Below are 23181 nucleotides of genomic sequence, written 5' to 3'. Positions count from 1 at the left end.
GTAGTTCAGCGCCCATTCAGGTGACCGCGCACAAGCTCCTCCCGATCTGCTGATCACCTCATGGAGGATAACATGGAACGTCGGAGCTTTCTGAACCTGACCATGGCCCTGGGATGCGTGGTCGCCGCAAGTGCCGCACTCCTCGCCCCCCCGTCGATCGCCGCTCCGCTGTCGCCGGCACCGCTCGTCGACAAGGCGCCGGTTGACGGCAATGCGCAGCGCGCCGTCACATCAGCCGGGGAGGCTGAACGGCTCGCGCCGCAGCAGGTTCACTGGGGCCATCATCATTGGCATCACCGCCACTGGGGCTGGCATCACCGGCACTGGCACCATCGTCACTGGGGCTGGCATCATCACCATTGGCATCACCGCCATTGGTGAGCGGCAGCCGCGAATGAACCCAGACGATGGTGACTTGACTTAAGTTTGATCCGCGGATTTGCAGCACATTGAGAAGGACGCAATTAACGAAGATTCTTGCTGCTTCTGCCTTGGCGATTGGCCTCGGCCTGTTCGGTCTGAGCGGTGCGCAGGCTGCGCCGGTGTCGCCGATCGCACCGGCGGTCGAACAGGGGACTTCCGCAGGGGAGATCATTCTGGTTGCACAGGGCTGCGGGCCGGGCTTCCATCGCGGGCCGCGCGGCGCGTGTCGGCCGCTCTACAACTGCCCTCCGGGCTGGCACATCGGCCCGTACGGCAAGCGTTGCTTCCGCAACTTCTAAGCTGACAGGACTGGGCGGAGGTCGCATCAAGGCGGCCTCTGCCGGCTCTCTTTTCTCGATTTATCTTTTGCCGATTTTTCGATCCAATCCATTGCTCACTCGTGCGGCAAGTTCGACGTTCCGATCCGTCTATCCGCACGTTGTTCCATCGATCCGACCCTCGCGAGCGGGCGGCCGCGACACCTGGCGCCAGCGAACTGCGGGTGAGGAGACTCCTGCCTTTTGACTCCGGCTTGAATCGCGCTTGACTTAGAGCGCGCTCGAAGTCGTATGTTCCTGAGCGTCGTGATGAGAGACAGGTGCTCATGAAGATCGGCGAGTTGGCCAAGCGGACCGAATTGACGGCTCATACGATCCGCTACTACGAGCGGATCGGGCTGCTTCCTGAGGTCGCGCGGGACCGGTCGGGCCGAAGAGACTATGATGCTTCGATCCTGACCTGGATCGCGTTCCTCACCCGTTTGAAGCAAACGGGCATGCCGATCCGCGAGATGCTGCGTTATGCAGCTTTCAGGGAACAGGGCGCTGGTACGGAGGCGCAACGACGCGAATTGCTCGAGAAGCATCGCGATCGCGTCCGTGCTCGCCTCGATGAGTTGAATGCCTGTCTTCTCATCCTCGATACCAAGATCGGCGGTTATGCCGATACGGAACAGAGGATGAAGTACTATGACGCAACTCTACCAGAACGGCGGCGAAAGCCGCTTCGAGCGCGGTAAGCGCGCGCTTGTCGAAATCGACGCGGAAGCGGGCGAGCGGGTCATCGCCGCGCTTGCCGACATTGCCCCGGACTTCGCCACCTATGTGATCGAATTCCCGTTCGGGGATATCTACTGCCGGCCGGGCCTCGATCTGCGTTCCCGCGAGATTGCCACGATCGCTGCGCTCGCGGCCATGGGCAATGCGACGCCCCAGCTGAAGGTCCACATCGAAGCCGGTCTTAATGTGGGGCTGACGCAGAAGGAGATCATCGAGGTTCTGATCCAGATGGCGGTCTATGCCGGATTCCCCGCGGCGCTCAACGGCCTGTTCGCTGCAAAGGACGTGTTCCGGGACCGTGCGACCGCCACGGCTGGGGCCACGTCGTGAGCACCACCCGCAGAACTCTGTTGGTCGGCGCGACCTCGCTGTCGGCGGTCGCCGCAGTCCCGCTGTCGACGACGCAAGCATCGCGGGCCGAACCGGTCCGCGCGGTGAAGCGTTATGAGGGGTTCAGCGCGCCGGTCGGCATGGCCTTCGATGCGGCGGGCAACCTTTATGTTGCCGAATGGAGCGCCGGCCGGGTTTCGCGCATCGCAGCGGACGGCACGCGGAAGGCGTTCGCGACGGGCTTGGAAGGGCCGGCCGGGCTTGCGATCGGGCCGGACGGCGCAATCTATGTCGGCTCCTATGCCCGCGATGAAATCTATCATTTCACGCCGGAGGGCCAGCGCAGTGTGTTCGTTGAAGGGCTGGCCACCCCGGCCGGGATCGGCTTCGACCGGTCGGGACGTCTGCTGATTGCCAATCGGCGGACCAACCAGGTTCTGGCCGTCACTGCCGACCGCCGTCTCGTGCCGGTCATCAGCGATCTGCAAACCCCGGTCGGCGTGGTGCAAAAGGCGGACGGTGGCTATGTCGTCGCCAACATCGCCGGTGGCATCACCATCGTTCGTGTCGACGGAAGCAGGGTCGAAGCCGGTCAGGGATTTCGCGCGCCCGGCGCCGGCATCGTGCAAACCAGCGGCGGGCGCGTATTTGTTGCCGATTACGGCGGCACGACGGTACGCGAAATCCTGATGAGCGGATCCTCGCAGGCCGTCGCCGATGGCTTCTCCAGTCCGGTCGGCCTGGTGCTGACCCCGGACCAGACGGCCCTGCTGACGGCGACTTGGGGAGACGGGTCGATCTACCAAATCGACGTCCCGCAATAGGATAACCGGCGCCGTCGTTACTTGCCGAGGAAGTCGAGCAGCAGCGCGTCGTACTTCTCTCGCGCTTCCAGGAACACCAGATGTCCTGTGTTGGGGATCACCTCGGCGCGGGCGTTGGGCATCAGCTTGGCGAGGGCGACCGCGAGCTCGGCGTTCTTGCCCATCTTGGCGCGCAGCGCTTCCGGGGCGTAAGGCCGCCCCGGCGCGTTGTGGTCGTCGGCGCCCATGATGAACAGGGTCGGCTGCGATACCAGCGGGATCTCATGGACCACCGGTTCGCGGTAGATCATCTGGTAGGAGGCGACGAAGGCGCGCAGCCAACGGGGATAATCGGCGCTGCCCTTGATGTTGAAGCGGGCCTCGATATAGGGCGCGATCTGGTCCGGCGGCAGTTTCAGCGCGTAGTTGGTCTCGAGCTGCTTGCGGTAGCCTTCCGCGGTCAACTTGGTCTCGGCTTCGATGATCTTCTCGGTCGGAACCGGCGGCACGAAGAAGCGGTAGTCTTCGAGCCCGATCGGCGCCGTCAACACCAGGTGCGCGACGCGGTCGGGGTAGGCGCGTGCGATGCGCACCGCGAGCATGCCGCCGGTCGAATGCGCCACCACTTCGGTCTTCGCGATCCCGAGATGGTCGAGCAGGGCCATGGTGTTGCGCGCGAGCGTGTCGAAATGCAGATCGCCCGATTGTTTTGAGGATTTGCCGAACCCGATCTGGTCCGGCACCACGACGCGGTAGCCTGCCTCCGTCAGCGTCTTGATCACCGGTGCCCAATAGCTCGACGGAAAATTCCGGCCATGCAGGAGCAGCGCGGTGCGGCCGTTCGGCTGCGCCGGCGCGACATCCATATAGGCCATCTGCAACTGCTCGCCGTCATTGACGACCGGGAAGAGCTGCACGGGATAGGGATAGGGGAAGCCTTCGAGGTTGATGCCGTAGGGTTCCTTGGGTTGAGGGTCCGCGGCAAAAGACGGCGAGGCGACGAGCACGGCGGCGCAGAGCAAGCCGAGGGTAAGACGGGACAGGGCAAGACGGATCATTGTGCTTCCGGCAAATCGAGAAATGGGACAGATCACTCGCCGCGCGAGCACGACAGGCGCTTCCCAGATAGGAGCAAGTTCACCGGTGCGCAGCTAAACTGCGCGTGATGGTCAGTTGTCCACCGGCCCGAACAGCTCGGCGAACCGCTTCTCGCCGGTGCGGCTGAAATTGACGACGCGGCTGCCGGGCGTGGGATCGCGCGCCGCCCATTTCAGCTCGGTGAAGCGCTTCATCAGCGCGGCGCCCAAGGTGCCCGCCAGATGATGGCGCCGCTCGCTCCAGTCGAGGCAGGCCTTGCATATGGGGCGCCGCGGATGGGCCAGCATATCAGGCGAAATCTGCAGATGCGTCGCCAGGAACTGTTCGCCTTCCGGGGTGAGGCTGATCTCCTGCTTGCGGTGGCGCACCAGCTTCCGGTCGGTCAAGCTGTCGAGCATCTGCACGCCGAGATCGCCCGCGAGATGGTCGTAGCAGATGCGGGCGCGCCGCAGCGCCGGCTCCTTCGGCCCGGTGCGCACCCGCATATGACCGGCGCGCGCGGCAAGGCCGGCGAGCCGCTCGAGCACATCGGCGACATCGTTGTCGGCCAGCCGGTAGTAGCGGTGGCGGCCCTGCTTTTCCGGCTCGATCAGGCCGCCGGTTTCGAGCTTGGCCAGATGCGAGCTTGCGGTCTGCGGCGTCACGCCGGCTTCCTGCGCGAGCTCGGTCGCCGTCAACGCACGCCCCGAGAGCAGCGCGATCAGCATGTTGGCGCGGGCGGGATCGCCGACCAGGGCGGCGACCATGGCAATGTCGGGTCCTGATTTCATGCTTCGATCTTAGCCGAAGCATCGATGCGCGGCAAGCGGGTAGATTGCGTGCGTCGCAATCCATCGGAGCTTGTCATGACCATCACCGTGTTCATCCGCTATCAGATCGATCCGTTCCAGCGCGACAAGTTCGAACGTTACGCGCAGCGCTGGCTGGCGATCATTCCGCGCTGCGGCGGCGAACTGATCGGCTATTTCATGCCGCATGAGGGCACCAACAACATCGCCTTCGGGCTGATTTCGTTCGACGGTCTCGCCGCCTATGAACGCTACCGGGCCGCCCTGCGGGACGACGAAGAGGCGCGCGCCAATTTCGCTTTCGCGGAACAGCACAAGCTCATTCTCGCCGAGCAACGCAGCTTCCTGCGCCAGGTGGTGGTCCCGGCTTGAGCGGGCCGCTAGGCTGCTGCCCTAAACAAGGAGGACGACATGATGGTTTCGACTGCGGACAAGCGCGCGACATTTCGCAGGATGCACGAGGCGGGCTGCTTCGTGCTGCCGAATCCGTTTGACGTCGGCAGCGCGAAAGCCCTGCAGCGCCTCGGCTTCAAGGCGATCGCCTCGACCAGCGCCGGCTTTGCCTGGTCGATCGGCAAGGCGGACAACCACGTCACCGTGGACGAGGTGCTCGCGCATCTCACCGCGCTCGCTGCAAGCGTCGACATTCCCGTCAACGCCGATTTCGAGGGCGGCTTTGCGCATGACGCGGAGGGCGTTGCGGCCAATGTGACGCGCGCCGTGGCGACCGGCATCGCGGGGCTGTCGATCGAGGATTCCACCGGCGACAAGTCCAATCCGCTCTATGCGCGCGAGCTTGCGATCGCGCGCATCAAGGCTGCGCGGCGCGCGATCGATGCGGCGGGCGGCGAGGTGCTGCTCACCGGCCGCTGCGAGGCCTTTCTGTGGGGCCAGGCCGACATCAAGCTCGTGACGGATCGGCTGATCGCCTATGCGGAGGCAGGCGCCGATTGCCTTTATGCGCCTGGGATCAAGACACGGGAGGAGATCGAGGCGGTGGTGAAGGCAGTGGCGCCGAAGCCGGTCAATCTCCTGATCGGCGCCTCCGGCCTGTCGCTGCGCGAGGCCGAGGCGCTCGGCGTTCGCCGCATCAGCGTCGGCGGCTCGCTGGCGCGCGTGGCCTGGGCCGGCTTCATGCGTGCGGCAAAAGAGATGGCGGAGCAGGGCACTTTCACCGAGCTTTCAGCGGGCTATCCCGGCGGCGAGCTGAACAAGCTGTTCGGGTAGGAATCGCCTGCACATGAGAGCGCGGCGGTGAGAGGCTCACCGCCGCGCTTGTCATCACAACTTCGTCTTCACATCCACTGTCGCGAGCGTGCGTCAGTGCGTGTTGTTGTTCTGTCCGGTCGGCTGCGGCGCCGACTGATTGACGTCCGAGCCGCCCTGCTGCTGCGAAGGGGTCGGCTGCGCGGGCCGGTTGCTGGCCGCACCGGTGGTCACGCCGGGCGCAGTGTTCGGCGCGGGGCTGTTCGGAGCCGGCTGGGTGGCGGCCGACTTGGTCGGCGGCGGATTGCTGGCCTGGTCGTGGTTCGACGAGTTGCTCAGGCCATAGAAGACGGCACCGAGCAGGATCGCGATGCCGAGCGCATAGGCTGCGATCTTTCCTCCCGAAGTCCGGCCTTCGCTGAGTTCTGGATCCGGCTGCATCTGGCTGTCGGTCTGGGCCGCGCGGCTATACTCGGTGTCGGTCATTGCAGGATCGCTCATTGCCGGCCGATACGGATCGTTCGGAAAGCGTTCGTTGGCCATGTTCATCTCCTCTTCTTCTGTGCCGGGACAACCAGCGCCTCCGCTGGCCGTTCCCGGAACTGCGGCGGTTCCGCGCCCTGGCCAGGGTGCCGCCACAGCTTTAAGTTCCCAGGCAAGAATCGACTTCGGAGCTTGCGATGTGGAACCTGCCGCCATCGGACAGCGTGCTGCACCTGCTGTCGTGGGTGGCACTGGCGGCGCAGGCCATGACGGCCGCGCTGGCGGCGGGACGCCGCAGCATGGACTGGATGGGCGTGTGCCTGCTCGGCGCGATCACCGCGCTTGGTGGCGGCACCCTGCGCGACGTGCTGCTCGGCCATTACCCGCTGGTCTGGGTCGAGCGGCCGTCCTATCTCGCACTCACGGTGCTCGCGCCGTTTGTGACCATCGCGATGGCGCGCTTGGTGCATCGGTTGACCACCGCCTTCCTGGTGCTGGACGCGATCGGGCTCGTGGTGTTCACGATGGCCGGCTGCGACGTGGCCTGGCAGATGGATGTCTCATTCGGCATCGTGATCGTCGCCGGCATGATCACCGGCTGCGCGGGTGGCGTGTTGCGCGACATCCTGTGCAACGACGTGCCGCTGCTGTTCCGCGCCGAGCTCTACGCCAGCGTCTCGCTGTTGACGGGGCTCGTCTACGCCACCGGCTTTGCGCTGAATGCCGGCGGTGAGCTGTGGACCATCATGACCTTCATCTTCGGTCTGAGCTTCCGGCTGCTTGCGATCCGCTACAAATGGAATATGCCGAAATTCGTCTTCACCGGCGAGGAGCGGAGCTGAACCGAGCGATCAGGGCCGTAGGGGCCGGACGTCGTCGGCGCTCACGGTCGGCGCGGCGTTGCCCCAGGCATTGCGGATGTAGGTCGCGACGTCCGCGATCTGCTGGTCGGTGAGCTCCCGCGCATAAGCCGGCATCGGCGGTGCGTTCGGCGCGCGCGTCATGACTGCATTTTGGGTGCCGTCGAGGACAACGCGGAGCGTGCTGAGCGGGTCGCCGGATTGCAGCAGCGCATTGCCGGGGAGTGGCGGCGTGACGCCTGGAGCGCCGGTGCCGTCCGCCTGGTGGCAGCTGATACAGGCACGCGCGTAGACGGTCTGTCCCGCGATCATCGTGGCATCCGAGGGCGGGGAGATCGTCGCTTCAGACGAGCCGGCCGGCAGCTCCTTGAGGTAGACCGCGATCGCGCGCAGGTCGGCGGCCTCCATCTTGGACGTCGAACGCGCGATCACCTCCGCCATCGGTCCGGCCGCATGGCTCCTCGCATTGCGGCCGGTCTTGAGGTAGTCGACGATATCGTCGACGCTCCAGCGCTTCAATCCGCTGCGCGGCGCGTTGTCCAGGCGCGGCGCGAACCAGCCGGCGACGCGGCTGCCGCGATAGGCTGCACGGCGCTTCTCGGCGCCGAACAGGTTCTTGGGTGTGTGGCAGGCGCCGCAATGGCCGAGCCCTTCGACCAGGTAGCCGCCGCGATTCCACTCGGCGCTCTTGCCCTGATCGGGCTCGAACAGGCCAGGCTTGAGGAAGACGTAATTCCACAGCCGCAGCAGCGGCCGGTAGCCATAGGGAAAGCGCAGCTCGGGGCTGGCTACCTTGTTGCTCACCGCGGGTAGCGAGGCCAGATAGCTCCTGATCGCCAGGATGTCGTTGCGGACCAGCTTGGTGAAATGCGGGTAGGGGAAGACGGGATAATAGCGTGCTCCGTTCGGCGCCACGCCCTCGCGCAGCGCGCGCCGGAAATCGTCGTCGCTCCAGGCTCCGATGCCGGTGTCCCGATCGGAGGTGAGGTTGGGCGCGGTGATCGTGCCGAACGGTGTCTCGATCCGCTTGCCGCCGGCAAAGGGCCTGACGGAATCGGTGGTGTGGCAACCGCCGCAGTCACCGATGGTGGCGAGCATCTCGCCGCGGGCGATCTCCTCGGCGGGATCGGCATGGGCCGCTGATGCGGTGCACAATAATAGACCCAGCAGAATCGCCCGCATGCCCCGCTCAGCTCTTCATGCCCTGACAACCTTCATCCTACGTTATAGCGCAGCGCGCCATGAAAGCGAGCGTCACGCCGTTTCGTGGGACCCGGGCTTCCCGACAGAAACCGCAACGGCGTGCGCAGCTTTCGCCATGAAATTGCGATTTGCTACACCATTACAAATGCATCGATATTTCTGGTGCGCGCGGCGGGAAAGCCGACATAGACTACATAAGTATACAGATGCGCGCGGGCGCACCACCTCGATTGAAGCGAGGAGCTGCCGGCGCGACAGGCTGAAGGACGGCAAGAGGGCGGAATGGGACTCAACGAGAGCGCAATCAATCTCGATCAGAAATACACCGCTGACACCGGCCACATCTTCCTGACCGGCATCCAGGCCCTGGTGCGGCTGCCGATGGCCCAGATCCGGCGTGACCGCGCCGCGGGCCTCAAGACTGCGGGCTTCATCTCCGGTTATCGCGGCTCGCCGCTCGGCGGCTACGACCAGCAGCTGTTCTCGGCGCGCCGGCATCTCGAGCAGTACAACATCAAGTTCCAGCCCGGCGTGAACGAGGATCTGGCGGCGACCGCGATCTGGGGCTCGCAGCAGCTGCATCTGTCGCCGGGCGGAAAATACGACGGCGTGGTCGGCATCTGGTACGGCAAGGGCCCCGGCGTCGACCGCTGCGGCGATGTCTTCCGCCACGGCAACGCGGCGGGCTCGGCCAAGAACGGCGGCGTGCTGTGTCTGGCCGGCGACGACCACGGCGCCAAATCCTCCACCGTGCCGCATCAATCGGACCACGCCTTCATCTCCGCTTTGATGCCCTATCTCTATCCGTCCTCGATCCACGAGATGATCGAGATGGGCCTGCTTGGGATTGCGATGTCGCGCTATTCCGGCTGCTGGGTCGGCATGAAGGTGATCACCGAGACGGTGGAGACCACGGCCGAGATCAATCTCAATGACGAGATGACGCCGTTCGTCATCCCGACCGATTTCGAAATGCCGCCGGGCGGATTGAACCTGCGCTGGCCCGACGACCGCTTCGAGCAGGATCGCCGGCTGCAGGACTACAAGGGCTTCGCCGCGATCGCCTTCGCCCGCGCCAACAAGGTCAATCGCGTCACGATGGATTCGCCGAACGCACGCTACGGCATCATGGCGTCCGGCAAGAGCTATGAGGATGTCCGCCAGGCGCTGCGCGAGCTCGGCATCACCGAGGAGGTCGCCGCCAAGATCGGCCTCAGGCTCTACAAGATCGGCATGCCCTGGCCGCTGGAGCCGGAAGGTGTCAGGCAGTTCGCGGTGGGGCTCGAGGAGATCTTCATCGTCGAGGAGCGGCGCGAGATCGTCGAGAACCAGGTCAAGCAGGAGCTGTTCAACTGGCGCGACGACGTCCGCCCGCGCATCATCGGCAAGATGGACGATCACGACAAGCGCTTCCTGCCGTTTGCCGCCGAACTCAGTGTCGCCTCGCTGGCAAGCTCGCTGACCGAGCGGCTGCTGCGGCTCGATCTCAATCCTGAGATCGCGCAGATGCTGCGCGCGAAAGCCGACTGGTTCAACGGCCGCGAGGCCTCGCAGATGCAGCTGACCTCGCCGGTGGCGCGCACGCCGTATTTCTGCTCCGGCTGTCCGCACAACACCTCGACCAAGGTGCCCGAAGGCAGCCGCGCCATGGCCGGCATCGGCTGCCACTTCATGTCGCTGTGGATGAACCGCAACACCGAGACCTTCACCCATATGGGCGGCGAAGGCGTGCCGTGGGTCGGCATCGCGCCGTTCACTGACGAGAAGCACATCTTCGCCAATCTCGGCGACGGCACCTACTTCCACTCGGGCAGCCTCGCGATCCGCCAGGCGATCGCCTCCAAGGCCAACATCACCTACAAGATCCTCTACAACGACGCGGTCGCGATGACCGGCGGCCAGCGCCATGACGGCGACCTGTCGCCGCAGCAGATCACCTTCCAGCTCCATGCCGAGGGCATCCGCGAGATCTACCTGGTCTCGGAAAATCCCGACGCCTATGCGCCGGAGACGATCGCCCCCGGCGTGAAGACCGCCCACCGCGACGAACTCGATCACGTGATGAAGACCCTGCGCGAGACCAAGGGCGCGTCCGCCATCGTCTTCGTGCAGACCTGCGCCGCCGAGAAGCGCCGCCGCCGCAAGCGCGGCACGATGGAGGACCCGCAGCGCCGCATCTTCATCAATCCCGCGGTCTGCGAAGGCTGCGGCGACTGCTCGGTGCAGTCGAACTGCATCTCGGTCGAGCCGCTGGAAACCGAGCTCGGCCGCAAGCGCGTCATCAACCAGTCCTCCTGCAACAAGGACTATTCCTGCGTGAAGGGCTTCTGCCCGTCCTTCGTCACCATCGACGGCGGCAAGCCGCGCAGCCGCGCGCCGGCCGAGCTCGGCGAGATCGGCGCGCTGCCGGAGCCCGCGACCAAGCCGTCGCTCGATCGCCCGTACAATGTCGCGGTCGGCGGCGTCGGCGGTACGGGTGTCTTGACGATCGGCGCGCTGCTTGGCATGGCCGCCCATATCGAGGGCAAGGCCTCGATGATCCTGGACATGTCGGGCCTGGCGCAGAAGGGCGGCGCGGTGCTGAGCCATGTCCGTCTCTCCGAGCACACCGCTGATGTGACCTGCTCGCGCATCGTCACCGGCACCGCGGATCTCGTGATTGCCGCCGATGAGGTCGTGGCCGGCTCCAAGGAGACGATCACGCTGTGCGATTCGTCACGCACTTGCGGTGTGATCAACAGCCACGTGATCCCGACTGCGGATTTCGTGCTCAACCGCGACTACAACTTCCAGAACCGCAAGGTGACCAGCATCCTGGAGACCGCGCTGCGCAAGGACTCCAGCTTCCTCGATTTCACCCATCCCGCCGAAGCACTGCTTGGCGACGCCATCGCCACCAACATGATGATGATGGGGTACGCCTATCAGAAGGGGCTGTTGCCGCTCTCGGCCGAAGCGATCGAGAAGGCGATCGAGATCAACGGCGTCGCGATCAAGATGAACACCGAGGCGTTCCGGCTCGGCCGTCTTGCCGTGGTCGATCCCGCGCGTCTCGACGCGATGATGACGGGACATGACGAGGTCGCCGCGCCGAAGCCGCTGGAGGCGATGACGCTCGACGAGATCATCGCGCATCGCACCGCATTCCTGACCGACTACCAGAACGCGCGGCTCGCCAAGCGCTACCGCAAACTGGTCGATCAGGTCCGCGAGGCCGCCGACAAGGGCGGCTACGGCGAGGCGCTGCCGCGGGCGGTGGCCGTCAACTATGCCAAGCTGCTCGCCTACAAGGACGAGTACGAGGTGGCGCGGCTGTTCTCGGACGGCACTTTCGAGAAGCAGCTCCATGACGCGTTCGAAGGCGACTACAAGATCAGCTTCAATTTGGCGCCGCCGATCCTGAACTCCGGCGTCGATGCGCTGGGCCGGCCGAAGAAGCGCAGCTTCGGCCCGGGCATGATGAAAATGTTCCGGCTGCTTGCCAAGCTGAAGGGACTGCGCGGCACGCCGCTCGACATCTTCGGCTATGCGGCCGAGCGCAAGATGGAGCGCAACCTGATCGCCGGCTACGAGAAGGACGTAGCGACGGTGCTGAACCTATTGTCGCCGGCCAATGTCGAGATCGCGGTGGAGCTGTTGTCGCTGCCCGATCGCATCCGCGGCTACGGCCCGGTGAAGGAGAAGGCGGTGCAGGAGGCGAAGCTTCGCTACGCCCAGCTCGCCGCCGACCTCGCCAGCCCGCCGCCCGCGCCGCGGCAGATGGCGGCGGAGTAGGGCAACACTCCGTCATTTCGGGCTCGACACTTCGTGTCGCCCCGGAATGACGGTGGCCGGAGTGCTCAACGCGAGGTTCGGCTTGTACGCTCAATAGTTCGGAAGGGCAGGTGCATATTTGCCGTGCGCGCACTGCCCGTCGGGCACAACGGGCTGCAAGATTTCGCTTTACGAAAATCAGAAATTGTGTTTTGATGTGCGCATCCCGCCTCACCACGGAGGGGCGTTGCGCGCGATCGTCACGACACGCGAGGCGGGGAGGCGATGGCCGCGATGAAGCCGCAGCGCATCTTTGGATGCGCGGACGAACGGCAACATGCGGACGTGAAGTCGCAGGGTCCTGATACCCCGACGCTGGTATCACGCGCGTGACAATGCTCCGCATTGCACGGGCTATGGTGGCCAGAAAGCCCGGCGCACCAGGGAGACTGCGTATAAGCGTGAAAACCATCGCGCAGGGAAGGCCGGGCGTTCTCGGCTGCACCTGTGGTACCTGCCGCCTGCATCTTTTTTAGCAGGCGGGCCGCAGGCGTCAGCCGACGCCTGGCCTTCCCTGCGCCCTTCGATTTTTCAAGGGTGAGCGAGATCAGCATGACCCGGGCAGTATCTGCCGCGGGAGCGCGGCGCCGTGTGTTGCGAGATCGTCCGATTCACACGCTGTCATTCCGGGCTCGCGCGTTCCGCGCGCCCCCGAATGACAGCCAAAGAAGTGCACCGGTGTGTCAGACGTCGCGTATCGCCATCTCCACCGCGCGGAATATTTTCACCGCTTGCCAAGCTCTATCTAACGGTCCAAAAAATCTCCAACCACAAGGGACGAAACGCCAAGCGGAGAGAGTATTGACCATCAAGGGCAAGGCCTACATCGCCGGGATCCACGAGCATCCGACCCGGCATGCACCTGACAAATCCACCGCACAGCTGCATGCGGAAGTCGCCAAAGGCGCGATCGAGGATGCCGGGCTCAGTGTCCAGGACGTGGACGGCTATTTCTGCGCCGGCGACGCGCCGGGCGGGCTGTGGCCGATGGTCGACTATCTCGGCCTCGACACCAAGAGGCTGCGCCACGTCGACTCCACCGAGACCGGCGGCTGCTCCTATCTGATCCATGTCGGCCATGCGGCCGAGGCGATCGCCGCCGGCAAGTGCTCGGTCGCGCTCATTACGCTGGCGGGCAAGCCGCGCACCGGTCCGATGCCGCCGCGCGCCGCCGGCGCCGAGGCCGATTTCGAGATGGCCTATGGTGCCACGACGCACAACGCTTACGGCATGTGCGCCATGCGGCACATGCACGACTACGGCACCACAAGCGAGCAGCTCGCCTGGATCAAGGTCGCGGCCTCGCATCACGCGCAGTACAATCCGCATGCGATGCTGAAGGAGGTCGTCACGGTCGAGGACGTCCTGAACTCCCCCATGATCTCCGATCCGCTGCACCGGATGGATTGCTGCGTGGTCACCGATGGCGGCGGCGCGCTGATCGTGACGTCTCCCGAGATCGCAAGAAGCCTGAAGAAGCCGTTGGTGCGACTGATCGGCCACGGCGAGGCGATGAAGGGCCCGCGCGGCGGCAAGGATCTCGATCTCACTTATTCCGCCGGCGTCTGGTCCGGCCCGCGCGCCTTCGAGGAGGCGGGCGTGACGCCCAAGGACATCAAATACGCCTCGATCTATGACAGCTTCACCATCACCGTGTTGATGCAGCTCGAGGACCTCGGGTTCTGCAAGAAGGGCGAGGGCGGCAAGTTCGTCGCCGACGGCAATCTCATCTCGGGCGTCGGCAAGCTGCCGTTCAACACCGATGGCGGCGGCCTCTGCAGCAACCATCCGGTCAACCGCGGCGGCATGACCAAGGTGATCGAGGCTGTGCGTCAGCTGCGCGGCGAAGCCCATCCGAAGGTGCAGGTGCCGAACTGCGATCTCGCCATTGCCCACGGCACCGGCGGCCTGCTCGGCGTCCGCCACGCCGCCTCGACCTGCATTCTGGAGCGCGTGTGATGTCTGAAGCGAAGAAATATCCGGCCCCCGTCACCAATCCCGAAACAAAGGCGTTCTGGGACGCTGCGGCCGAGGGCAGGTTCATGATCAAGCGCTGCACGGCATGCGGCGAGGCGCATTATTTTCCGCGCTCGATCTGCCCGTTCTGCTTCTCGGACCAGACCGTGTGGGAGCAGAGCTCGGGCGAGGGGGTGATCTACACCTTCTCGATCATGCGGAAGTCCCCGACCGGTCCTTATGCGATCGGCTACGTGACGCTGAAGGAAGGCCCGTCGCTGCAGACCAATTTCGTCGATTGCGATTTCGATGGTTTGAAGATCGGCCAGAAGGTGAAGGTGGTGTTCAGGCCGACCGACGGCGCCCCGCTGCCGTTCTTCACGCCGGTGTAGTGCGTGAGGGAAACATGCGGGCCCGTACCGCCATTGCGAGCGAAGCGAAGCAATCCTGCGGCCAAGCAGGACATCTGGATTGCTTCGTTGCTTCGCTCTTCGCAATGACGGAGCCGCGAGTAGCGTCGTGGTCGTAGGGTGGGCAAAGGCGTGGCGCGCCGTGCCCACCGTTCCAACATGATGAAGTCGGTGGGCACGCTTCGCTTTGCCCACCCTACGAAGCCAAAGAATGACTTCGGGAGGTAACTGACAAGATGCCGATCAACTATGATGAGCTGATGGCCCTGAAGAACATCGGCCAGACATATGCCTACAGCGATCGCGAGGTGATGCTCTATGCCTACGGCATCGGCATGGGCGCCGACCCGATGGACGAGAGGGAGCTGGCGTTCGTCAATGAGGCCTGCGCGGAGCCTCGGCCGCTGAAGGTGGTGCCGACTTTCGCCTCCGTCGCCGCCTGGGGCGCCGGCCCCGGCGAGATGAATCTGAATCGCGTGCTGGTGGTCGACGGGGAGCGCGACATCACCTTCCACAAGCCGTTGGCGGTCGCAGCGAAGATCACCGCGGACTCTTCGGTGCTGGCGGTCTCTGACAAAGGCAAGGACAAGGGCGCCGTCATCCGTCACCAGACCGTCCTGCGCGACGAGAGCGGCGTGGCTTTGGCGACACTGGTGGCTTCGCGCTTTGCGCGCGGTGACGGCGGCTTCGGCGGCCCGTCCGGCGGCATCCCCGATCCGCATCCAGTGCCGGCCCGCGCGCCGGATCTCAGCGTCGACATCTCCACGCGGCCCGATCAGGCGCTGGTCTACCGCCTCTGCGGCGACCGCAATCCGCTGCATTCCGATCCCGAGTTTGCGCGGCGCGCCGGTTTCCCGCGGCCGATCCTGCACGGCATGTGCACTTACGGCATCACGTGCCGTGCCGTGCTGCAGACCTATGCCGACTACGATCCGGTCGCGTTCAAGCAGCACGCGGCGCGGTTCTCTTCGCCTGTCTTTCCCGGCGAGACCGTCACGGTCGATCTCTGGAAGGACGGTAATGTCATTTCATTCGAGGCGAGGGTGAAGGCCCGGGGTGTCACGGTAATCAAGAACGGCAAGACGATGTTGAAGTGATTGGGGCCGTCATTCCGGGGCGCGCGTGAAACGCGCGAGCTCGGAATCCATAACTACGATCCTGAGTATGGATTCCGGGCTCATCGCTTCGCGATGCCCCGGAATGACAACAAGGGTAAGGAGACGCACCATGGGATTGCTCGACGGCAAGGTGGCGCTGATCACGGGCGCAGGCGGTGGCCTGGGCGAAGCCTATGCGAAACTGTTCGCGCGCGAGGGCGCCGCTGTGGTCGTCAACGATCTCGGTGGTCCGCGCGACGGCTCCGGCTCGGACCTGTCGATGGCGGAGAAGGTGGTGGCCGCGATCGAGGCCGAAGGCGGACGGGCGGTCGCGAACGGCGCCGACATCTCGACCATGGCGGGCGGGCAATCCGTGTTCGACGATGCGATCCGGCATTTCGGCCGTGCCGACATCCTGGTTAACAACGCCGGCATCCTCCGCGACCAGACCTTCGCCAAGGCGAACGAAGCCGATTGGGACAAGGTGATCCAGGTGCACCTCAAGGGCACGTTCTGCTGCACGCTTCCGGTGTTCCGCTGGATGCGCGAGAACGGCGGCGGGGTGATCGTCAACACGTCATCCACCTCGGGCCTGATCGGTAATTTCGGCCAATCCAACTACGGCGCGGCCAAGGGCGGCATCTGGGGCCTTTCCAATGTGCTCGCGATCGAGGGCCGCAAATACAACATCCGGGTGTGGACCTTGGCGCCGGGCGCGCTGACCCGGATGACCGAGGACCTGCCGCGCTACAGGGAGAATCCCTCCGCGGCGCTTGGTCCCGAGGGCATCGCGCCGGCCGTGCTTTACATGGTCAGCGACCTCTCGGGCGATCAGACCGGCAAGGTGCTCGGCGTCTCCGGCCCGCGCGGCGTCCGAGAGATGCGGATGATGGAGATGGAGGGCTGGAAGCCGCCGTTCGCCGGCTGGAAGGCCGAGGATATTGCCGCCCACGCAGACGAGATATTCTTTTCCGAAGCGGACATCAGGAAGTCCGCGCGGCGGTTCTAGGTTATACGTCGTTCCGGGAAGGTTCGAAGGACCGGACCCGGAACCTCGAGAGTCCGGGTTCGCCTCTATCGAGGCGCCCCGGAATGACACGCTGACAAAGAGGCTCCCGATGAAACTCACCGCCGATGCCAAAGGCACCTTCGCGATCGCGCCGACGCCGTTCCATGATGACGGCCGGATCGACCACGCCTCGATCGACCGCCTGGTGGATTTCTACGCGGAGGCCGGCTGCGACGGCATCACGGTGCTCGGGATCATGGGCGAGGCGCCGAAGCTGGATGCGGCCGAGGCGGCGGAGGTCGCGATCCGCTTCGTCAAGCGGGCCAAAAATATGCAGATCATCGTCGGCGTGTCCTCACCCGGATTTGCTACCATGCGCGCGCTGGCGAGGGCCACGATGGATGCCGGGGCGGCAGGCGTGATGATTGCGCCGCCGCCCAGCCTCCGCACCGACGACCAGATCACCGGCTATTTCAAGCAGGCGCAGGAGACGATTGGCGAGGACGTTCCCTGGGTGCTGCAGGACTATCCACTGACGCTCAGTGTCGTGTTCACGCCGGCGGTGATCCGGAAGATCGTGATGGATAGTCCGTCCTGCGTGATGCTCAAGCATGAGGACTGGCCGGGCCTGGAGAAGATCTCGGCGCTGCGCGGCTTCCAGAAGGATGGCTCGCTCAAGCCGCTCTCGATCCTCTGCGGCAATGGCGGGCTGTTCCTGGATTTCGAGATGGAGCGGGGCGCCGACGGCGCGATGACCGGCTATGCCTTCCCGGAGATGCTGGTCGACGTGGTGAAGTTGTCCAAGGCGGGCAAGCGCGACGCCGCACATGATCTGTTCGACGCGCATCTGCCGTTGGTCCGCTACGAGCAGCAGCCGGGCGCGGGCCTCGCGGTGCGCAAATATGTGCTGCAAAAGCGCGGCGCGATCGCTTCTGCCGCGCAGCGCAAGCCGGCATCCGGCATCAGCGCTGCTGCAAAGGCCGAGGTGGACTATCTGCTCTCGCGCGTGGCGCGCCACGACCGCCGGGCCAATCTGCAACCGCAAGCCAGCGCTGCGGAGTAAAGCGATGACTGAACCCGCCGCGATCCGTTCCGCCTCGACGGTGCTCCTGCTGCGCGACAGCGCCGAAGCGGGCGAGATCGAGGTGTTCATGATGGTGCGTCACCATCAGATCGAGTTCAACTCGGGTGCGTTGGTGTTTCCCGGCGGCAGCGTCGACAAGGCGGACCAGGCGGTCGCGGCGCGACCCGAGTTCTATTCGGGCGGCGAGGGCCTGGATGCGGACACGCTCGGCTTCCGCATCGCCGGCATCCGCGAGACCTTCGAGGAGAGCGGCATCCTGCTCGCGCGACCGCAAGGCGCGGCCACGCTGATCGATGCGGAACGGGCGCGCGAGATCGAGGCGGGCCATCGCGCGGCGCTCTGCGAAGGCAAGACGAGCTTTCTCGATGTGATCAGCAGCAACGGCATCGTGCTCGCGCTCGATGCCCTCGTGCCCTATGCGCATTGGATCACGCCGGAAGGCATGCCCAAGCGGTTCGATACCTGGTTCTTCCTGGCCGCGGCGCCACCGGATCAACTCGGTGCCCATGACGGCAAGGAATCTACCGACTCGATCTGGCTCTCTCCGCGTGAGGCATTGGCCGGCGGCGAGGATGGCCGCTTCAAGCTGCCATTCCCGACCACGCGCAACCTGATCAGGCTCGGCCAGCAAGCCGGTGTCGCAGCCGCGCTGGCGGCGGCGCGGGAGATGAACATCGTCACCGTGATGCCGGTCATGACCAAGACCGCCGATGGCGGTCGCCAACTGCGCATCCCCCGGGACGCCGGCTATGATGGCGAGGTCTTTGCGTTCGGGCCGGCCGGCTGATCGGGCATTGAATTCGCCGGGCCGAAAGGTATAATTGTTCTTTATTTGTTCTCGCGATGATCGCGTCGCCCGTATATAATAGGGTTCCGTAGTGCGGATCCCAGCGCGTATACCATGCGTATGCCAGCAGCCTTGGCGGCAGTTTTGAAGCGTATCCGACCGAAGTCGCTGTCCATCGGTCAGTTGACCTTTGGCAGCTTTCTTCTGCTGCTCGCCGTCATCACCGCCACCAGCATGGCGAGCGTGATCGCGATCCGCCATATCGATGCGACCTTTGCCGAGTTGCAGCGGTTGCAGGATGTCGGCGACCTCTCCGAGGAGATCGACCGCCGCATGAACGAGCTTCGGCTGGCGGCGCGTGACTTCGTCACCGATCCGGGAGCGCGCTCCGATCGGGTCGAGCAGGCCGCCACCGAGCTCGGGACGCTTCTGAAGAAGACCCGGCTTGGGCTCGCGCCCGAGCAGCAGGTCACGATCGACGGTGTCGCGCAGCGGCTCGCCAATTATCGCGAGGGCATCGATCGCATCAGCGCCTTGATCGCCCATCGCGCTGAGCTTCTCGCCACGCTCCCGGCCGCCCGGGTGCAGTTCGAGGCGGCGATCGCCGATAATCCGGATCGGATGACGGCGCGGGCGCTGTTCCGGTTGCAGAACCAAGTGAGTTCGGCGCTGCTGGCGCGCGATCCTGCCGACGCCGAGCAGGCGGCGCGCAGCATGCGGGCGCTGCAAATCGATGACGCGGCGCTGCGCTCGGCGAGCGACCGCTACGCCGACGCCATCATTGCGATCGCCGGGACCGAGGACGAGATCGCGCGGCTCGACAAGGAAGTGCTGGGGACCGAGGGGCGGCTGATCGGGCGCGTCACCGAGCTGTTGCGGTCGCTCAGTGCCCAGCAGGGCCGCGTCTTGTCACGCGATTTCGCCCGCACGCTCGCCGAGACCAAGTGGCAAAGCATCATCCTCGGCGCGGCCGGCGTCCTGATTGGCATCTTTGCAGCACTTTTCGTGGTCCGTCGCACGGTGCGGCCGCTCGCCTCTATTGCGGGGTCGATCCGCTCACTGGCCGCAGGCGAGAAGGACACTTCGATTCCGCAGACCGATGTCGACAACGAGATCGGCGATATTGCCCGTGCAGCAGAAGTGTTTCGCCGGACGTTGCAGGAAGCCGACGCGGCGCGCGAGGCCGCCGTGCGTGCGCTCGCCGAGCAGCGGCTGGCCGAAGAAAGCTATCGCAAGCTGTTCGAGGCCTCGATCGACGGCATCTACGTCACCACGCCCGGCGGCCTCGTGGTCGACGCCAATCCTGCGCTCGCCAGGATCATGGGGTACGACACGGCCAGTGAGCTGATCACCAGCGTCAACGATATCGCCGATACGATCTATGTGCATGCCTCCGCGCGCGAAGAATATCAGCGGCTGATGCGGCGCAACGGCATGGTGCGCGAGTTCGAATACCAGGTGCGTAGGCGCGATGGCGATATCCGCTGGCTGTCGGATAGCGGAACGGTGGTGCGTGACGAAAGCGGCGAGGGGATCCGCTACGAGGGCATTATCCGCGACATTACCGATCAGAAGCGCGCGGAGGACGCGATCGCGGAAGCGCGCAAGCTGCTGCAACAGGTCATCGACACCGTGCCCGCCGTCATCAACGTCAAGGATCGCAACCTGCGCTATGTGCTCATGAACCGCTACATGGCCGGCATCTTCAAGGTCGAGCCCGAGGAAGCGCTGGGCCATACCACCGGCGAATTGATGGTGCGTTATGGTGCAAGCAAGACCGACGGGAACGACAAGCGGGTGCTTGCGACCCGATCCGGACTCGGCTTTTACGAGGAGGAGTATCTCGACGCGACCGGCAGTATGCGGCAATGGCTGGTCAACAAGCTGCCGATCCTGGATGCCGATGGCGAGGTCGACAGGATCGTCACCGTCGCGCTCGACATCTGCGAGCGCAAGAAGAGCGAGCAGGAGATGCGCAAGGCGAAGGAGGCGGCTGAGACCGCGCTGCGCAACTTGCGGGAGACGCAGGCCTCGCTGATCGAGGCCGAGAAGCTCGCCGCCCTCGGGCGCATGGTTGCCGGTGTCGCCCACGAGATCAACAATCCCGTCGGCATCAGCCTGACAGTTGCCTCGGCGCTCGAACGCAAGACGGAGCGTTTCGGCGAGGAGGTCGCGCGCGGTGAACTCCGCCGTTCCTCCTTGAACGATTTCCTCGAGACCAACCGCGACGCGGCAGGACAGCTTGTCGCGAATTTAAACCGCGCTGCCGAATTGATCCAGTCGTTCAAGCAGGTCGCAGCCGACCGCAACTATTCCGATCAGCGCACCTTCGACCTTGCCGATCTGACTGAACAGGTCGTGATGAGTCTGCGGCCAAGCCTGCGCAAGCACAATCTGACGCTCAACGTCGACTGTCAGCCGAACCTGATCATGAACAGCCATCCTGGCCCGTATGGCCAGGTGTTGACCAATCTGTTCCTCAACGCTGTCGCGCACGCGTTTCCCAACGGACGGCCTGGTCTGATCGAAATCCGTGCACGCGAGTCGGGCCGGGATAATGTCGAGATCATTTTCTCCGACGATGGTTGCGGCATGAGCCTCGATGTGCGCCGCCGCGCGTTCGATCCGTTCTTCACCACCCGCCGCGACCAGGGCGGTACCGGGCTTGGACTGCACATCGTCCACAACATCGTCACCAATCGGCTCGGCGGCCGGCTCGAACTCGATTCCGAGCCTGGGGCTGGCACGCGGATCCAGATCATTCTGCCGCGTGTCGCGCCGTTGGAGCAGGCCGCCGAGTAGGCAAGGCGCGCGGCTTCGATGGTGCTTCGTTCGCGCTGCTTTGCGGGAAGAGCAGCCGGGTTTCCTTTGCACCGCGTCTTGACTGTCACGAAGTCGCGAACGAATCGAAACATGGCCTGGTTGATGCATATCCATTACCGCACCGTGGGGTGGTGCTGGAGCAAGGTGGAAATGAGCAACAGGATCTTTTCCGGCGGCCATGCGCCGCACCTGGTCGGAACGGTATTTTCCCGCAACCCGCACCGGCGGCAGCAGGCAGCCGGCTTGAAGCCGCGCTTTCAAGTCACAGGTGCCGCATTGCTGATCGCGCTCAGCGTGCCGCTCGCTTTGGCACGTGATCGCGGCCAGTTTGCCAACTCGTCGCCGGAGATGAAGGCCTGGTTCGACGGCCTGCGCAGCGGCAAGGGGCCGTGCTGCTCCGATGCCGACGGCACGGCGGTGAGCGATGTCGATTGGGAGACCCGCGACGGACACTATCGCGTGCGGCTCGATGGCGAATGGCTCGACGTCCCGGACGATGCCGTGATCACCGAACCGAACCGGGTCGGCCGCACCATGGTGTGGCCGATCCGCGGCTATCAGGGCATATCGATCCGCTGCTTCATGCCGGGCAGCATGACGTAGGCCGGCGACACTAGGACCGAGGGCTTGCGTTCACGCTTATTTCCTGTCGCGCTCAAGCAACTCGATCGAGATGTCTTGCGGACCGCGGATGAAGCAGACGCGCACGCCGGGCCGGATCGTGGTCGGCTCGGTCGTGAAGGTCACGCCCTTGGCTTTCAGTTCGGCCGCAACGATGTCGATGTCTTTCACCGTCAGGCCGAAATGATCGAGGCCTTGATGCGGCGTCGCCGGCGCTGCGTTGACGCCGTCGCCCGGCTCGACCTTGGCGATGAATACGCTCGCTCCGCCAAGTCTGACGTCGACACGGCCCGGGCTGCGGATGATCTCAGCGCCGAGAACATCGCGGAGCCATATCGCGGTCGCCTCGGGGTCGGGGCTGCGCAGGTGAATATGGTCCCAGGTGACCTCAGGCATGGTTGGAGTCTCTCGTGATGGTTGACCACGCCGCGGTGGCCGGCGGTGGGAATGGAGGGTGATGGGATCATGGTAGCGAGCGGCGATCGGCAAGGCCATCCCTGCCAGCAGGATTGCGTCGGGTTGCTTGGCTGCCCTCCAATTGTCGGCTTTGCCTGGAACCAATGTTGCTGTGGTCGATTGATAGTTTCGGTGCGCTGACTGGGCAGTCGATGGTGCCGATATGAGCACAGGGCTTTACCGTTTGCTGTGGCGCCGATTTGGCGGGATGGGCACGTCCGCTGCCCCTCGCGCGTCGAAGTCCGGCGTGGCTTTGAAGTCCGCGCTGATCGGTCTGGCCGCACTTGCGATCCTGTTGTTCGGTACCGTCGGGTGGCTCGTGATGTCGGTCGACGACAGCGAGAGCGCAGACGGCACGGTGGCGCAGTCGACCGGCAGGTCGACTGGCGACGATTCAGGCGCGAGCGCGACGGCTTCGGAGCCGCCGCCGGAGACATCGGAGTCCGAGGCGCGGCATGCATCGCTCGGCGAGGGGCGGGCCGATGTTGCGAAACCCGCTGCCGTTGACGACAAATCAACCGCGGCGGTCGAGCCATCACCCCTCGAGGGGCTGAAGATCAGCTCGCAATCCTGGCGGCGCGGTGGCCTCGGATCCAAGGCGCTGGTGACGTTCACACTGCGCAACAACAACCCTTATGCAGTGAAGGATGTCGAAATCGCCTGCGCCTTTCGCCAGCGGGACGGTACCCACCTGACCGACCGACGGCGGGTCATTCCCGGCGAGGTGGACAAGAGGGGGCGGAAGACCTTTACCGCCGTCCACGTCGGGTTCGTCAACGTTAACGCCAGCAAGGCCAGCTGCACCTTGGTGGCGGCGAGCAAAAGTTAAAAATTTCTTTCTAAAGTTGTGATTGCGTTTGAACCATGGCGGCC

Annotated in this window: 23 protein-coding genes; 18 read left to right on the top strand and 5 right to left on the bottom strand. The window is 64.8% G+C overall.

What is annotated here, in order from left to right; genetic code table 11:
- Positions 1-72 precede the first annotated feature (72 nt).
- From QX071_RS29295 to QX071_RS29275, 5 genes are all read left to right on the top strand, one after another.
- Complete coding sequence (locus QX071_RS29295) at positions 73-381, top strand: hypothetical protein (RefSeq protein WP_315705682.1); 309 nt, start codon at positions 73-75, stop codon at positions 379-381.
- Between the two features lie 68 nt (positions 382-449).
- Positions 450-722: a GCG_CRPN prefix-to-repeats domain-containing protein gene (locus QX071_RS29290; protein ID WP_315705683.1), complete on the top strand. Its 273-nt coding sequence runs from the start codon at positions 450-452 to the stop codon at positions 720-722.
- 305 nt (positions 723-1027) lie between these two features.
- Complete coding sequence (locus QX071_RS29285) at positions 1028-1441, top strand: MerR family transcriptional regulator (protein WP_315705941.1); 414 nt, start codon at positions 1028-1030, stop codon at positions 1439-1441.
- Positions 1392-1811, top strand: a complete 420-nt coding sequence (locus QX071_RS29280) for a carboxymuconolactone decarboxylase family protein (RefSeq protein ID WP_315705684.1) — start codon at positions 1392-1394, stop codon at positions 1809-1811. Before QX071_RS29285 ends, QX071_RS29280 begins: the two co-directional genes overlap by 50 nt.
- The gene (locus QX071_RS29275; protein WP_315705685.1) at positions 1808-2635 is read left to right on the top strand and encodes an NHL repeat-containing protein; all 828 of its coding nucleotides are present in this window, start codon (positions 1808-1810) and stop codon (positions 2633-2635) included. The genes QX071_RS29280 and QX071_RS29275 overlap by 4 nt, the downstream gene beginning before the upstream one ends.
- Positions 2636-2652: 17 nt before the next feature.
- On the opposite strand, the gene QX071_RS29270 is transcribed toward QX071_RS29275, so the two are convergent.
- Entirely contained in the window at positions 2653-3672 is a 1020-nt protein-coding gene (locus QX071_RS29270; protein ID WP_409977594.1) for an alpha/beta fold hydrolase, read from the bottom strand.
- 111 nt (positions 3673-3783) lie between these two features.
- Positions 3784-4482 carry a winged helix-turn-helix domain-containing protein gene (locus tag QX071_RS29265; protein WP_315705686.1) on the bottom strand — a complete coding sequence of 233 codons (699 nt, stop codon included), beginning with the start codon at positions 4480-4482 and terminating at the stop codon, positions 3784-3786.
- A gap of 75 nt (positions 4483-4557) precedes the next feature.
- On the opposite strand from QX071_RS29265, the gene QX071_RS29260 reads away from it, so the two are divergent.
- Both QX071_RS29260 and QX071_RS29255 read left to right on the top strand, forming a co-directional pair.
- Entirely contained in the window at positions 4558-4872 is a 315-nt protein-coding gene (locus tag QX071_RS29260; protein WP_315705687.1) for an NIPSNAP family protein, read from the top strand.
- A 39-nt stretch (positions 4873-4911) separates the two neighbouring features.
- Positions 4912-5727, top strand: coding sequence for an isocitrate lyase/phosphoenolpyruvate mutase family protein (locus QX071_RS29255; RefSeq protein WP_315705688.1), 816 nt, complete (start codon positions 4912-4914; stop codon positions 5725-5727).
- A 93-nt stretch (positions 5728-5820) separates the two neighbouring features.
- Here the strand turns inward: QX071_RS29255 and QX071_RS29250 are convergent, their stop codons facing one another.
- Positions 5821-6249 (bottom strand): hypothetical protein, encoded by a 429-nt coding sequence (locus QX071_RS29250; RefSeq protein ID WP_315705689.1) that lies wholly within the window; start codon positions 6247-6249, stop codon positions 5821-5823.
- Positions 6250-6386: 137 nt separating this feature from the next.
- Between QX071_RS29250 and QX071_RS29245 the strand changes: the two genes are divergently transcribed.
- Positions 6387-7031, top strand: a complete 645-nt coding sequence (locus QX071_RS29245; protein ID WP_315705690.1) for a trimeric intracellular cation channel family protein — start codon at positions 6387-6389, stop codon at positions 7029-7031.
- 9 nt (positions 7032-7040) lie between these two features.
- On the opposite strand, the gene QX071_RS29240 is transcribed toward QX071_RS29245, so the two are convergent.
- Positions 7041-8231 (bottom strand): c-type cytochrome, encoded by a 1191-nt coding sequence (locus QX071_RS29240; RefSeq protein ID WP_315705691.1) that lies wholly within the window; start codon positions 8229-8231, stop codon positions 7041-7043.
- 303 nt (positions 8232-8534) lie between these two features.
- On the opposite strand from QX071_RS29240, the gene QX071_RS29235 reads away from it, so the two are divergent.
- The 9 genes from QX071_RS29235 to QX071_RS29195 all read left to right on the top strand — a co-directional run bounded on the left by QX071_RS29235 (position 8535) and on the right by QX071_RS29195 (position 21834).
- On the top strand, positions 8535-12026 hold the full coding sequence (locus QX071_RS29235; RefSeq protein ID WP_315705692.1) for an indolepyruvate ferredoxin oxidoreductase family protein: 3492 nt from the start codon (positions 8535-8537) through the stop codon (positions 12024-12026).
- A gap of 840 nt (positions 12027-12866) precedes the next feature.
- Entirely contained in the window at positions 12867-14024 is a 1158-nt protein-coding gene (locus QX071_RS29230; RefSeq protein ID WP_315705693.1) for a thiolase domain-containing protein, read from the top strand.
- Positions 14024-14413, top strand: coding sequence for a Zn-ribbon domain-containing OB-fold protein (locus QX071_RS29225; RefSeq protein WP_315705694.1), 390 nt, complete (start codon positions 14024-14026; stop codon positions 14411-14413). The genes QX071_RS29230 and QX071_RS29225 overlap by 1 nt, the downstream gene beginning before the upstream one ends.
- A gap of 254 nt (positions 14414-14667) precedes the next feature.
- Positions 14668-15528 (top strand): MaoC family dehydratase, encoded by an 861-nt coding sequence (locus QX071_RS29220; RefSeq protein WP_315705695.1) that lies wholly within the window; start codon positions 14668-14670, stop codon positions 15526-15528.
- A 130-nt stretch (positions 15529-15658) separates the two neighbouring features.
- The gene (locus tag QX071_RS29215) at positions 15659-16537 is read left to right on the top strand and encodes an SDR family oxidoreductase (RefSeq protein WP_315705696.1); all 879 of its coding nucleotides are present in this window, start codon (positions 15659-15661) and stop codon (positions 16535-16537) included.
- Positions 16538-16646: 109 nt separating this feature from the next.
- Positions 16647-17600 (top strand): dihydrodipicolinate synthase family protein, encoded by a 954-nt coding sequence (locus QX071_RS29210; RefSeq protein ID WP_315705697.1) that lies wholly within the window; start codon positions 16647-16649, stop codon positions 17598-17600.
- A 4-nt stretch (positions 17601-17604) separates the two neighbouring features.
- Positions 17605-18408 carry an NUDIX hydrolase gene (locus tag QX071_RS29205; protein ID WP_315705698.1) on the top strand — a complete coding sequence of 268 codons (804 nt, stop codon included), beginning with the start codon at positions 17605-17607 and terminating at the stop codon, positions 18406-18408.
- Positions 18409-18528: 120 nt separating this feature from the next.
- A complete protein-coding gene (locus tag QX071_RS29200) occupies positions 18529-21210 on the top strand; it encodes a PAS domain S-box protein (protein ID WP_315705943.1) in 2682 nt (893 codons plus the stop codon).
- 171 nt (positions 21211-21381) lie between these two features.
- Positions 21382-21834, top strand: coding sequence for a hypothetical protein (locus tag QX071_RS29195; RefSeq protein WP_315705944.1), 453 nt, complete (start codon positions 21382-21384; stop codon positions 21832-21834).
- A 36-nt stretch (positions 21835-21870) separates the two neighbouring features.
- On the opposite strand, the gene QX071_RS29190 is transcribed toward QX071_RS29195, so the two are convergent.
- Positions 21871-22248, bottom strand: a complete 378-nt coding sequence (locus QX071_RS29190; protein WP_315705699.1) for a VOC family protein — start codon at positions 22246-22248, stop codon at positions 21871-21873.
- Between the two features lie 307 nt (positions 22249-22555).
- Here QX071_RS29190 and QX071_RS29185 point away from each other — a divergent pair, with 307 nt between their 5' ends.
- Entirely contained in the window at positions 22556-23137 is a 582-nt protein-coding gene (locus tag QX071_RS29185) for a hypothetical protein (RefSeq protein ID WP_315705700.1), read from the top strand.
- Positions 23138-23181: the final 44 nt, after the last annotated feature.

Origin of the sequence: Bradyrhizobium sp. SZCCHNS1022 (assembly GCF_032484835.1) — a bacterium.
Taxonomy (GTDB): Bacteria; Pseudomonadota; Alphaproteobacteria; order Rhizobiales; family Xanthobacteraceae; genus Bradyrhizobium.
The sequence above is the reverse complement of the archived record's forward strand: the minus strand, read 5'-3'. Positions and strand labels throughout refer to the sequence as shown.